At 33.5% G+C, this 12,644-nt stretch carries 13 protein-coding genes; 8 read left to right on the top strand and 5 right to left on the bottom strand.

The genetic code is table 11. The features are described 5' to 3' along the window. Window positions 1-2 precede the first annotated feature (2 nt). Both NST45_RS18480 and NST45_RS18475 read right to left on the bottom strand, forming a co-directional pair. Entirely contained in the window at window positions 3-401 is a 399-nt protein-coding gene (locus NST45_RS18480) for a hypothetical protein (protein WP_339823459.1), read from the bottom strand. A gap of 23 nt (window positions 402-424) precedes the next feature. Further along, window positions 425-742: a hypothetical protein gene (locus tag NST45_RS18475; protein ID WP_339823457.1), complete on the bottom strand. Its 318-nt coding sequence runs from the start codon at window positions 740-742 to the stop codon at window positions 425-427. 124 nt (window positions 743-866) lie between these two features. On the opposite strand from NST45_RS18475, the gene NST45_RS18470 reads away from it, so the two are divergent. Genes NST45_RS18470 through NST45_RS18455 form a run of 4 tightly spaced genes read left to right on the top strand, consistent with a single transcriptional unit; the run spans window position 867 to window position 4,136 of the window. Continuing rightward, entirely contained in the window at window positions 867-1,649 is a 783-nt protein-coding gene (locus tag NST45_RS18470) for a hypothetical protein (RefSeq protein ID WP_339823456.1), read from the top strand. A 35-nt stretch (window positions 1,650-1,684) separates the two neighbouring features. Continuing rightward, window positions 1,685-2,122 carry a hypothetical protein gene (locus NST45_RS18465; RefSeq protein ID WP_339823454.1) on the top strand — a complete coding sequence of 146 codons (438 nt, stop codon included), beginning with the start codon at window positions 1,685-1,687 and terminating at the stop codon, window positions 2,120-2,122. A gap of 31 nt (window positions 2,123-2,153) precedes the next feature. Further along, window positions 2,154-2,699 (top strand): hypothetical protein, encoded by a 546-nt coding sequence (locus NST45_RS18460; RefSeq protein ID WP_339823452.1) that lies wholly within the window; start codon window positions 2,154-2,156, stop codon window positions 2,697-2,699. A gap of 21 nt (window positions 2,700-2,720) precedes the next feature. Then, a complete protein-coding gene (locus NST45_RS18455) occupies window positions 2,721-4,136 on the top strand; it encodes a HEPN domain-containing protein (RefSeq protein WP_339823450.1) in 1,416 nt (471 codons plus the stop codon). A gap of 158 nt (window positions 4,137-4,294) precedes the next feature. Here the strand turns inward: NST45_RS18455 and NST45_RS18450 are convergent, their stop codons facing one another. Beyond that, the gene (locus tag NST45_RS18450; RefSeq protein WP_339823447.1) at window positions 4,295-4,537 is read right to left on the bottom strand and encodes a helix-turn-helix transcriptional regulator; all 243 of its coding nucleotides are present in this window, start codon (window positions 4,535-4,537) and stop codon (window positions 4,295-4,297) included. 196 nt (window positions 4,538-4,733) lie between these two features. Here NST45_RS18450 and NST45_RS18445 point away from each other — a divergent pair, with 196 nt between their 5' ends. The 3 genes from NST45_RS18445 to NST45_RS18435 all read left to right on the top strand — a co-directional run bounded on the left by NST45_RS18445 (window position 4,734) and on the right by NST45_RS18435 (window position 9,255). Then, window positions 4,734-5,216, top strand: a complete 483-nt coding sequence (locus tag NST45_RS18445; protein WP_339823444.1) for a hypothetical protein — start codon at window positions 4,734-4,736, stop codon at window positions 5,214-5,216. A gap of 489 nt (window positions 5,217-5,705) precedes the next feature. Continuing rightward, the gene (locus NST45_RS18440) at window positions 5,706-6,956 is read left to right on the top strand and encodes an RES domain-containing protein (RefSeq protein ID WP_339823441.1); all 1,251 of its coding nucleotides are present in this window, start codon (window positions 5,706-5,708) and stop codon (window positions 6,954-6,956) included. A gap of 1,444 nt (window positions 6,957-8,400) precedes the next feature. Next, the gene (locus tag NST45_RS18435; RefSeq protein ID WP_339823439.1) at window positions 8,401-9,255 is read left to right on the top strand and encodes a tyrosine-type recombinase/integrase; all 855 of its coding nucleotides are present in this window, start codon (window positions 8,401-8,403) and stop codon (window positions 9,253-9,255) included. 76 nt (window positions 9,256-9,331) lie between these two features. Here the strand turns inward: NST45_RS18435 and NST45_RS18430 are convergent, their stop codons facing one another. After that, complete coding sequence (locus NST45_RS18430) at window positions 9,332-9,538, bottom strand: helix-turn-helix domain-containing protein (protein ID WP_339823436.1); 207 nt, start codon at window positions 9,536-9,538, stop codon at window positions 9,332-9,334. Between the two features lie 959 nt (window positions 9,539-10,497). On the opposite strand from NST45_RS18430, the gene NST45_RS18425 reads away from it, so the two are divergent. After that, window positions 10,498-10,779 carry a hypothetical protein gene (locus NST45_RS18425; RefSeq protein ID WP_339823434.1) on the top strand — a complete coding sequence of 94 codons (282 nt, stop codon included), beginning with the start codon at window positions 10,498-10,500 and terminating at the stop codon, window positions 10,777-10,779. 669 nt (window positions 10,780-11,448) lie between these two features. Here NST45_RS18425 and NST45_RS18420 read toward each other — a convergent pair. Continuing rightward, window positions 11,449-12,381, bottom strand: a complete 933-nt coding sequence (locus tag NST45_RS18420; protein ID WP_339823432.1) for a hypothetical protein — start codon at window positions 12,379-12,381, stop codon at window positions 11,449-11,451. Window positions 12,382-12,644: the final 263 nt, after the last annotated feature.

Here is a 12,644-nt window from a genome sequence, read left to right as displayed (position 1 = left end):
AACTATAAGTAAATCAGCCTTAAAATTGATGTGCATGAGAATTCATTAGACAAACTAATTGTGTAAGCAGCATGGATGCTAATTTCCTCATTGTCTAGTTGTTGAATAACTTCTTCAGACCCATTATCAACTATGTATTTAGCTTTCTCATATTGCTTACCAGAACCAAACCCAGTTGATTCGGCAACAATGTTTATTGCTCTACCTTCTCGAACGGGAAAGTTTTCGCACTCGGTTTTATTTTGCTTTAAGTTAGACATCTTTCTTTCTTCAGCTTTCAATCTTTCTACTTGCTCAAGCTCTCTAGCCCACTCTAGCCGCTCAGAGAAACTAAACTCTTTACGTTGTTCATTCTCATGGACTTCTGCTTTTAGTTTCTGTTCATAATCTTCAAACACCATCTAAATTACAAGACAACTTGTAATTAGCCTTGTTGCTCACACTCAGTCAAGTATGCAAGTTGTTCTGCGGCGGTTGTGCCAAGTGTGCCGGACGATACTAGAGATTGAATTTCTGGAATAAGATCATTAAGTTTAATTAAACGTTGCGTAGTTCTTTTGTTCTCGCCAATTGAATCTGCTACATCATTAATGGTTTTCTGCGTGTCATTTTGTCGCGCAGAAATGTTATTATTATTGTTTTTAATCTCCCAATACTCTTTTAAAAATGCGGCAATCTTACCTTTTTTAATGGGATCATTTTCTGATTCTCCACGTCTCTCAGTATTCTCAGCAATAAGCATATATTGTTTTATCCAAAATATTGGTGCTCTTGTACTATTTTCCGTGGTAAAATATTACTGAATGATAGGATTCGGCAAAATCAATTCTAGTTTCACTATAACTCTAATTAGATAGGAGTAGAAAATGGATCTTGAGCAAGCTGAAAAAATTGTTAATGAATATGGGGCAGCTTTAGCATCTGGAAAAGAGGGCGAAATGGCTAGAAAGATTTCTCTTCTTCCTTGTGACAAAGAAACAATTGTTAAAGCATATAAGTTGTTTATTGCACACTTAATTGAGTACAAAAGCTTAGAAGAGAAAACAAAAGATGCATTGATAGTTTCCCTCAGTGGAATCGGATCATTTATTTCCGATGAGAATGCAATGGATTTTAATCGATCCATTAAACTGTACAAGTCTGGAATGTATGATGAATATGTATCATCAGAAGAGTATAGTAACTTCATGAAAAACATGGTGAATATAGACTTAATGGAAGAGATAGAACAGTTTATTTCAGATGTAAGTGATCTAGATGAAGAGGATTCTTTATACCATCAAAGGGTTTATACACTTGCAGGAATTGAATATGTACCTGAGAAACAAAGACAAGATTTACAAATCGCAAATCTGGCATATGAAAAAAACAAGAATGGTCTAATCCCGAATTTCCTACTTATGCTATTTTTGTTTCTATTATCTAAATACACCTTTGTTGGAGTATATGGTTTATGGCTAATCATGGTGTTAGTTGGTATACAAACCATCAGATATGTAATAACACTGATATCTGGTATTGTTTTACTTTTTCTTGGTGGAGAAAATAGAGTGTCAAGATCCCTAAATTGGAAAACCACTTTCATTATGACGCTGGAATTAGGTATTGATTTTGTTTTTGTAATCCCTCTGTATCTTCACTTTTATTGAAATACTAAAAAATAAAAGAGGTGTAGATAAGATAAATGAGTAGTTTAATTGCCATAGCCAGAAACCTGAATGATTCTCTTACCGATTACACGACCATCCATGATGCGATATTCAAGAAATCTCTTAGAAAGACTATTCCGTTACCATTCATATTTAAAGCAATTAACTTTCAGGACTTAGAGTACAGGCTTCAGAACATTCATAATGATCTGTCAAGATATAAGACGCAAGTTAATGGCATAAGGCAATCAGGAAGCGAAGATACCAACAAGTGCAATATATTTATCGATTACGTTGATAAGCTTATGTATGCTGTGCAACTACTACAGGGCATAACACATAATCTACATATGAAAAGTCAAGGATTCAATAGCTATAAACTTAGTGAACATAATGACTTAGTTAAGAGGTATGAGAAAGCTGTGGATGATTATTATTCACTTGGCGATAAGATGAATAGTGTATTTACTTAATGATTACATATAAAAGTCAGGAGTAAGAAGAATGGCTTATAGTGTAAAAGAGTTTGTAGCTCAATTGACTGGTATATCCGCAAAAATGATATTAGATGATTGGACTTGGAAAGCGTTTGGATACAAAAAACGTCCTAAACGTGGAGCAAAGTTTAATCGTTTTGTGAACCAGAAGAAGCTTATTAGTGAGACATTTCTGGTTCGTGAAATTTTTATATCATGTTTTGCATCTGGAATTATAGCAATAGAGTTTGACAAAAATATGTCAGAGAGAATTGTGGATTTTATGCTTGAACGATTTCTAAATACAGAAGGAATAATTAAAGCTCTAAGATTTGACTGTAAAAGAGAAGCTAAGAATTATCTACTTGAGGGTATACAAGAATATGTCGTGGTTGATCTCGAGAGTTTTGTCACAGTGTTCTTTAAACGTGCAACTGACTTTACTGAGAGCACTTTTAACAAAGGTTGGCTTATCTCTGCTTCGAGGTTAACTGTTGATAAAGATAGTCCTTGGGTGATTATTAACAAAACAACAAAAGAAAACTTCAGTATAGAATTAGTAGATGATTTATAGAATGGAAGGGAGTTGCTGATTTTGAATAAATACCCCAAAATTTATGATACTTTTGAATATCAAGGAGTATGGTGGATTGCCGGAGAGGAAGGAAACAAAGTTGGAGGGGTTTTAAAGTTTACGGTTAATGATATATTGTTAGAATTAAATGACGAAGAAGTGAATATCTTAAGTTTTCAGAATGATCCTCAGAGATTATCTGTAATTCATGGTAACTGCCTTGAGGGAGCAATTACTCTATTTAATGGTTTTCCTCTCAGTCAAAATACTAATTATGGTATAGGGAAGAATAATCCGCATAGTATTTTAAAACTTAGTTTCACAAAGTTATTAATTGGAGAACACTATCAGACCCTTGCAGATGTTGTATTTCCAGAATTATCATTTGAATTTTCTAATTTTAATGAATGGATGAACTTTTCACCGATAGAGGTTGAATGTCTTGAGAATGGAATACAAATAAGTGCAAAAACTTTTGAGACATTTGAAACATATGTTGAAGAAATAAAGGCGAAAATTTCTTTCGCCTATACTTTTGGAAATTCAGGAGAGGAGTTCTCATACCAGCAACTTTCCTACAAAAACTTTGTTACTATAAAACCAGATCAACCTCAATCATTGGAATGGTATGAAAGGGTTGCGAAAAAATTTAAAGATTTACTATCTATACTTACGGACTCCAATATAATTATGGAGTATGTTGAGTATTCTACGTTAGAGAAACGCGTTAGATATTATCCCATCTCTTATAATGATTACAAAAAATCTAAGATTAGTCCATATAAAGGGTTTATGATACCTTTTACAGTGATTAAGGAAGAAATTGATAACATATTAAACAAGTGGTACACACTAAAAATTACTTCAAGCGCCTTAATTTATGTGAATATTCTAGCTAATGAAAAGTATATGTTTTATGAGGATATATTTTTAGGATACAGTAAAGCACTTGAAAGCGCACATCGGGATTGTTACTTGGATAATAATAAATTTGTAGATGAGGAGAAGTACGAGCAGATCACAAGTACAATGTTGGAATCTGTTAGACAGGAGGGTTTGGGAGATTTATACAGCAAATTGGCATCTACATTAAGATATGCTAATGAATTTGGTTTTCAAAGAAGAATTCAAGAAATCATCAAATCATTAGACCCGAAAATTCAAGAAAAAGTAATTATGGGATTAAAGGTAAGAGATTTTGCTGATATTGTTCGGATAAATAGAGATTATAATACTCACTTCGGAGAAATAAGCGATAAATTGTTTTCGCCTCATCAATTCATGAGCATTAATGAGAGTTTGAAATTAATAATGCTAAATACAATTTTAAGACAAATTGGAATTTCTGATGATCTCCTCTGGACGATACTGAATTTTAATAAAAATTGGATAGGCTATTTGAATAACAGTAAGGAATTATTTGAGAATAATAAGTGAAATATAAGCCCTGAGACACGTTCTCTAGGGCTTTTTCTTTGTGTCTGGATATTGAACTTCCGCCCTTTAGGCGGATTTTACAACGAGTTATGTAAGTGTGCTTATTAAACTATATACTGCGTTAGTCGGATTCTTCAAACTGTATACGAATCAATCTATTAGGATTTAATAGGTCTGATTTCAAACAAGTCATTAGGTGTAACGTTGAAATAATTACAAAGTTTAACGATAAGTGACGCTGGTATCCGTTTGTTTTCCATATCTTTATTATGTAGTAATTCCATAATTGTAGATCTTCTATGCCCAATATCTTCTGATAATTTATTGATTGAGATATCGTGTACACTTATTAATTCTTCAAGTTTACAATACAAAATAAAATTATTCTCATTCTCACACATAAAAATACCTCCTGAAATTAAAAAAAATGTATTGTTGCACGTTAAACGTTCATGTGTTATATTGTCTACATAAGGGTTGAACGTTAAACGTTCACTATTTCATATTACCATTTCTCAAAAGGAATGTACATACATTTCCTTATTTAACCATGCCCTTTTCCCATTACCAGCGATACAACTAAAGGAGACGATAACATTGACTCAAATAATCACTAAGAACCAAGTATTAAATGTGAAAAAGCTGAACACGGTAAGCATTTCAATTAAGAATCCTAAAGCAACTAATAAACACGTAACAATCAAAGATATCCTTACTCACTGTGAAATCTCACCAAAAGCAACTATTGTAATCGAACAATTAGAATTCTTTCTCAAAAGTAATGAAGACCGTAACACATTCATCAATGAATATGAATCCAGACAATTATGGAGAGATAGAAAAAAAGGTCTTAAGGTATTAGCGCTTTCTAAGGAGATTGGATCACACAATTATACATACACTTCTTTTGAAGAATTAGAAAAAATGAGTCTGCTAAACGCTTTAGAACACTTATTCCAGCAACCTATTAACATTGTTATGGAGGAGCAATTTATAGAGTCTAAAGCAACACTTAAGAAAATGTATGACCTTAAGCAAGCCAATCCTAAATTGTTGATGAACGCTCTGTTAAAAGTGTAAGACGTGAATATTACTAAAATTGGAGGATAAACAATGAAATGTGTAATAGTGATTGGATTTTGTTTTGAGTATCATTGCGGCTTTACAATCGGTAGAGTGTATGAGGTATTCACTAACTTTAATGGTGAGGAATATGCCATTGATGATGAAGGAAGGACAAACTTTAGTATACATAACTGTGTAAGGACGATTAATTATAAATTAGAAGGCTGTCACTGAATTAAAGTGATGGTCTTTTTTTCGGGAGAATAAACTACATTAGAATGCATTTTATATCTAAATAGACACAATATAGCTGTTGAATGAATGATACAATAATTTACAAGAATATTATAAATTTTAGGAGTAAAGAGGGTGAAGGTTCTTTAATTATAGCCCCGGAATATTCGGATTAATAGATGAATTGAATGATATATAAATGAAAACGTAAGGGTCGATCTTTTTCTTTTTAAATGAAAACTTCAAAAGTATAAGAAAGGTGAATTTAGCATGTATTATAATTTTAAATGTCCAACTTGCTTTCAAAAAAATTCATATAAACTTATTAGAGATTTATTGCTAAAGATTGAGCCACAGTATTTGAGTTCATATTTTGACTTGTCAGAAGAAGATGATGATTTACTATGCTCCTGTCAAAAAAAGATACTACCTCAAAGTTTCTATGTCGATATGGATAATTTCTATAACAATTCTATTCGAGCGTTGTCAGAGAGCATTTCTAGTAAAATAGATTATTGTTTTCACTGCGAAGGGGCAGTAATAGAACAATTGATTAAAGACAGTTCTCGTGAAAAAGGAGAATATGATTTATCCGAACATGACTTAGAAAATTTATCTATGTTGGGTAATAAAATCTCTAAATTTATTTTCCCACTTTTAGACACTAGAGTTCAAAAAGACTTGTTGTTAATGTTATATTGCCAGAACTGCGGGTTTGGATACAACAGAAGTGATCCATTGTCGGATAGAAATCATTCTGAGTATAGATTCTATATGGAAGATGGAGTGTACAGTGAAGCAGACATAGAGAAGTTTTATGATATGTGTAATTCATTTAAAATAAGAAATTTCGCGTCTGATTACGCAATTGATCTGAAATATACTGATCTGATTGAATTTTCAGATTATCTAAAAAATAATAATATGCTTGGTTCACTGCATCGCGTTGGTCGATTAATTTATGAGCTTTTATTAAAGCATTATAGGCTGAAACATTATGTTGTGCTTGAATCTGGCAGAATTCTTTTTAGAGGAAGAAATATTTCAAAGAGCGAAAAGAATTATGTCCCAGATCAGATGTGGAATCCTCCACAATCGTGGGCTAGTCATGGACGATACAATCCGGTTGGTAGCTCTGTTTTATATTGTTGTGACAGTATGGACTCTATTCCTTACGAAATTAACACTACGAGCAAACAAGACGTTTGTATTGCTGATGTTATAATTAAAGAGTCTTTAAAAATGCTAGATATTGACAGGCTTTTTTATAACTTTAATGATTTAGTTAGAGAGAATACAAACATTGAGGGGATATATAATTCTGACTATTCGTTAACTAATTTTATAGCGCAATGTTGTAAGGAGATTGGTTACAATGGAATTCTTTATAAAGGTGTTAGAGGAGAAAACTACATTAACTATGCGCTATTAAACTTTAAAGAGTCTGATGATTTGTACATTAATTATGTACGAAGAATGAAGATAAATATAAGATATGATTGTGAATTTTTATATTCTTAGTAAACACAAATAGGCACAAAACAGTAATAACCAAGGCACAACAGGAAGATTGATAAGATCTGAAATCGATAAGCGAATAATAAGCATTCTTGATTCAAGGCTAAGTTTAAGAGTGAATTCACACTATAGAAATAGCGTGCTTGATGCGTTACCGTCTAAAACGGTGACAGAGGTTTTACCAGAAGTAAGTGTATTCGCTGATAACAATATTATACATGTTGAGGGATTGAACATTTCAGAAGAAGCTGGATAGACTTACGTGAAGATTAAATCATAATATTGTGCTGATATATGTGTTCTACTCCGCGATCTACGTTATCTTCACGATACGTGTACTGTAAATGTAAAAGCCTTGATGGATAAGGCTTTTTCTTTTTGATTAATATAACATTTTGATGTATAATCATGCATAAAAACCGCATAAACACTGCATATTATGTATATATATTCACTAATATTCACGATACAGTTTTCGATTACGCTATTTTAGCCATTTATTTACACTAAAACCCTTATAAACATTGAGCTTTTTATGCATTTACGATGTGAATATCTCGATTAACATCCATTTCCTATGCATAATATACACGTACCTCCACACGCTAATCCCCTTATATATCAAGCTTTTTCCTATCCTGATCCACCTTCAGACAACGCCTAATAGCCCTGTATTGCCTCCTAACAGGTAATAACCCTTACTATATATAGGTTTCACCGTGTACATTACAGTTAGTTACACATGATTACATGATAAACCCTTATTGTATATGGCAAATCGTGCGACATCGCACCATATACCGTGTATTCACCGTGTAACAGATATTCATTGTTTAACAGATTAAACAGGGTGGAAGATTATCCACCTTGTGAAATGTATGGTTAAAACTACATACATGGTTCGGATATAACGATTCGTTACATCTGAAATATCAAATACGACGACATCGACGCTTTTACCGATTAATCACCAAAGTCAACGACCTAACGTTAGTCGTGGTCGGTATGACAACGACCTTATATGAAGAATATAGACACTCCAAATGTAGGGACGACCCTATATATACACTTACTTCCCATTTTAATATGAGGAGACATCTCCTCATTTGAATATAGTTTCATCCAAGCAGTTGATCAGTTTGGAAACCTCGCGACGTCGCGAGCTATGCCAATCGGCAAAATATTCGAAATGCTGTCCCTTCCCGAATCGATAGACCGCTCAGAATTCTAAAGTAACTGAACGTTACAATTGAATATCTTACTTTGATTATTAATCTACTCTATGAATCTATTTCACAGTAAAATTTCTCAAATAATATAATGCCACATAATATTAATTATGTTGCAAAGTAGGCTAATAATAGGTACAATAAGAGTATGAAATGCAACATAATTTATAACTTATTAGCCTATATTCAATGCAACATAATTGATAGGAGTGGAAGTAATGATTCAATTATTTGAGCAGCATCTACAAAACGATGATATGAGTATTAATACAATCAAAAGTTACATACTTAATGTTAAAGGATATATTAAATGGTTTGAGGAAAGTAAGGGTACTGAATTTAAGAAATTACATAGAGAGAATATAAAGGATTACATTTCATACTTGAAGACAATCAAGAAAAACAGTTCATCATCCATTAATGCTAAGATTTCAGCATTGATAAAATTTAATGATTTCCTTATTGAATCACATGTACAAACAGAACAGGCATTAAGCAAGAAGGACATGCTTAAGCTCCAAATTCAATATGCTTCACTGGCTACCGTTGGGCTTGCAGACGTAGAGAAGTTCAGACAGTTAGTATTAGAGAGTGATTCGAAGCGTAACTATGGCATTGTCTCATTGCTTGCATACTGTGGCTTGCGTATTAGTGAGTGCTTGAACATTCGTATGAGCGACTTCAATCTAACATCAAGGGAATTGATTGTGTATGAGGGTAAAGGGAATAAGCAGCGTACCGTAATCATAAGCAGTAAGGCAAAGACAGCAATGTCCAGTTGGATCAAGGAGAGAAGCGAGAAGGGAATAGATAGTGAATATCTATTCGTCTCTAATAGAGGTAGTAAGATAGACAGGACAGTAATCAATAAGCTGTTTAAGCACTACTCGACTGTTATAGGGAAAGAGCTAACACCTCACGATATGCGTCACTTCTTCTGCTCTCATGCTTTAGAGAATGATATGAGTGTGCATGAGGTTGCGAATCAAGCTGGACACAGTAACATACACACTACATTGTTATACACTAATCCTACTAGGGATAAGATGCTTGCCAAGATGGATAGACTCTAGCAGCACACAAGCCTATACGCGACTGTATGGGCTTTATCCTATACATAAAGAAAAGAAGCCCTAACTTTAGGACTTCTTAGTCTTTATTTCTTTGTTTTGGGTTATCCTGTTCCTTGAGTATAAGCCACGTTTTACCACGCTTACTTGCTATGACTTGTCCCGATGCACACAAAGCCTTAATCCGATCCTGTGAGAGATTCCAAAGCATAGCAGCTTCTTCTGTAGTCATAATCTGAGTCATGATTGAATCAAGTTGGTCAGACAGTTTATCCTTTTCTAACATCAAAAACACTCCCCTCAGTCTTTGCGTGTGAGCCTATATACGCCTGTTACAAGAGAATATAAGGCAACAAATGACACAATAATAGTAGCCCATTTATTAGACTGTACGGCAATCGCTAAAGCTGTGAAAATGATAAATAACGACAAACGTAAAGAACCTTCACGTTTTGAACTAGACATATATTCTCAACTCCTCTCATAGTTTGATTTGTCTTAATTTGATTATAAGTGACTTGTCTAGTGTTGACCATAAGCAACGATTTGATTACAATGTAAGGGAAAAGAGGAACGGTGTTAGTGTCCGTTCCATTCTATATCATCAGGCTATTGGAGCCTAGCGCTTGCGTCTACGACTTTTGTGAGAAGTCTTAGACGTTTTCTTTTTGCGTTCTTTCTTCTTAGCTTTTGAATAGTCGAGTATGTCTTTGACGATTAAGCGTATGAATGAAAGAGTTGCAATGATGACTGAAGTATAATTATATAATAGTCGATAACGGTTGTAGAGTATTATTTTGATATATTATATTTATTAATATAGTTATGTTGATATTTATTTAAGTGAATGAATTGTGTAGAGCAGGGGGGTATTTTACATCCTAAATAGTGTTGAATTCGGAAAATAATCCGCTATCTGTTCCACTCACACCGCATAGTTATTTTATGTTCAATACGGTGGGGGTACTTTAAATTATAAAACCTATTAGAACTGGAAAATAATCCGCTATCTGTTCCACTCCGCGACTATTAAATACCCTACAGTTTTATAGGTGTTTAATCCCATCATCAAATCAACTCTACATCCATCAACCAATAAGAGATTTGCATTAATCTGTATTGCATTATATCTAAATCAGCAACACTCATTTACGCCTTTATTTTGTCGAAATATAAGGATATATTTGGAGGTTGATGAAGGATTTACTCGATTTGTGCAGAATGTATATTTATGGAGGTGATAAAATGAAAGAAAGAGATATTAAACAAGAAGTTAGCAAGCTAGAAGGTATTCTTAAAGCTTGTATAGGTAATAAGGTTAGATATAGAGTTGAAGGTATATCCAATTTTACCGATGATATTCTCAAGGATTACATAATCGTAGATTCAGAAATAACAATTGTAATGGATCAAGAGTCCATCACGACCCCTAATTATACGGAAGTCTCCTTTTCACATTATGAGGATAGGGTGGATTTTTGGATTTACGGGAACAAAACAAATAGATTTAATTTGTTCTTAGTTTAGTATAAGTAAAGTTCATGGCACTCTTATGGAGTGCTATTTTTATATGTAACTTGATTATTAAGATGGACTATTAGTCCAGCGGTCAATTGTATTCGACTCAGTAGTTAACCCAACAACGGGACGGGACCTGTCATTTTCATTATAATTAATCAGTGAAATCCATACTCAAACTAAAGGGAGTCATAAGTGTAGGGGGAAGCAGGTATAGTTTGAATTTATACATAATACTATAAGTAAATGAAGCTTAGAATTGACGTGAGAGTAATAGTTGACTAGTTATACACTTCATCCATGTTTAAGCGCTTTTGACTTTCTCTCTTGCATTTGAAATTGAGAATTTATAACTTAACGAAGGCGGGAACCGACTACGGAACATAAGCGCAGCTTTTGTGACGATTCTCTTGACCTTTACGCTTAGAGTTGCTCATACTTTAGGTCAAGTGCAAGATGCTAATACCAACTCTATTATATTTCCAGCACTGGCAAGCAGTACTGTCAAAATAATAGACCTGCCGCACCATCCTCTTGCCTACGGCAATTCACCTTCACGGCTCATTATGGATTGCTTACGCTTATATAATTGAACGACTGTTAAAAGTGTCACCCAAACACCTATAATAGAATATATAGTACTATGGTTTTTAGGTGACACTTTTTGATATGTATTCCTTATTTCCCACACTTATCATTGATTTTTTTGATATCATCAACAATTAATTTATGTTTGCTATCTATTAAAACATCTGCCAGCTTGATTTGATTACCTATGTAATTGTCACTCACTCTGTATCCTTTTTTATAATTGGAAACACCAAACCACTGATCAATGCTTGCTATTTCCCTATCTCTCCTTTTTTCGGATAGATTCACCAATCTTTCCTTGACTGACTGATTCAACCCTTCCTCTATTTCCTTTACCTTGTCTTTACTTATTCTATGTAATTCTTTTTGTAAAACTTCTCTGTTCAGATAGATGTTATAAGCTTCATATACATATGATATTCCTGCTTCAGCAATTAACAATTTATTGGTTCTATCTGTATATGTTTCGATTCGTCCAGTCCTATACACATCAACCATACTATCAAATCCCATTTCCTTTAATACTCTAGCCTGAATAGGGTAGATGATATCCATTTCTGCATCAGTTGCTTCATGTGAGATATTCCCTTTAACAACCATCATTACAGAATGGTGGAAAACCGCCTTTTTATTCTTCAAATCTTTTAATGATGATTCAATATTTCCTGTGAGAACATCGTTTGCAGAGTTGTAAAAATCATATATATCAATCCTCGCCATATTTAAATATTCGCTTAGACTTGCGATATTCTTTTTACCTTCTCTGTAATTCCCATTTATCATATTCAATAATAGGAATAACCTATTTTTGGGCAATATCACACGTTTTTCTTTTGTACACAATAGCAGTTGCACGATCAATTTGTTTATTTCGCCTATGTATGGAGTGAAATTCCCCCCTTTTACTAATTCTTTTGGATCGTCAAATATTTCTGTGATTGTCCATTTTTGACCGCTATTCTCATGTTCAAAATAACAACCCCATCTTTTCAACTGTAATTGCCTAGATTTGCCCTTCATAACCGACTCACCTAATAATAGACACATGTGCTTATAATTCTTTGCCACTAACCCAACGTGTAAATTTTCTGTTATCAAATAACCTCTCCTTTTTATTTGTAACTCAGTTAAAGCTAGTTTTAATATTCATATTTTCATAAGAGTGTTTAGTTTTTGGTAAGGCTTTTGACACAATGTCAATACCCTTGTTGTCACATTAGCCCCTTCGCCAAGGCTTTTTGCGACTTGCAAAAACCATCATCCTTGTTTGTGATTGTCTTTAC

It is taken from the genome of Paenibacillus sp. FSL R7-0163 (genome assembly GCF_037969975.1).
Classification (GTDB): domain Bacteria; phylum Bacillota; class Bacilli; order Paenibacillales; family Paenibacillaceae; genus Paenibacillus_AQ; species Paenibacillus_AQ odorifer.
This window is presented reverse-complemented; position numbering and strand designations above follow the sequence as displayed.

Coding starts and splice junctions, on each gene's coding strand:
- NST45_RS18480 (WP_339823459.1), bottom strand. CDS start 401: ATGGTGTTTGAAGATTATGAACAGAAACTAAAAGCAGAAGTCCATGAG.
- NST45_RS18420 (WP_339823432.1), bottom strand. CDS start 12,381: ATGAAGGGCAAATCTAGGCAATTACAGTTGAAAAGATGGGGTTGTTAT.
- NST45_RS18475 (WP_339823457.1), bottom strand. CDS start 742: ATGCTTATTGCTGAGAATACTGAGAGACGTGGAGAATCAGAAAATGAT.
- NST45_RS18470 (WP_339823456.1), top strand. CDS start 867: ATGGATCTTGAGCAAGCTGAAAAAATTGTTAATGAATATGGGGCAGCT.
- NST45_RS18460 (WP_339823452.1), top strand. CDS start 2,154: ATGGCTTATAGTGTAAAAGAGTTTGTAGCTCAATTGACTGGTATATCC.
- NST45_RS18425 (WP_339823434.1), top strand. CDS start 10,498: ATGAAAGAAAGAGATATTAAACAAGAAGTTAGCAAGCTAGAAGGTATT.
- NST45_RS18465 (WP_339823454.1), top strand. CDS start 1,685: ATGAGTAGTTTAATTGCCATAGCCAGAAACCTGAATGATTCTCTTACC.
- NST45_RS18430 (WP_339823436.1), bottom strand. CDS start 9,538: ATGTTAGAAAAGGATAAACTGTCTGACCAACTTGATTCAATCATGACT.
- NST45_RS18435 (WP_339823439.1), top strand. CDS start 8,401: ATGATTCAATTATTTGAGCAGCATCTACAAAACGATGATATGAGTATT.
- NST45_RS18450 (WP_339823447.1), bottom strand. CDS start 4,537: ATGTGTGAGAATGAGAATAATTTTATTTTGTATTGTAAACTTGAAGAA.
- NST45_RS18440 (WP_339823441.1), top strand. CDS start 5,706: ATGTATTATAATTTTAAATGTCCAACTTGCTTTCAAAAAAATTCATAT.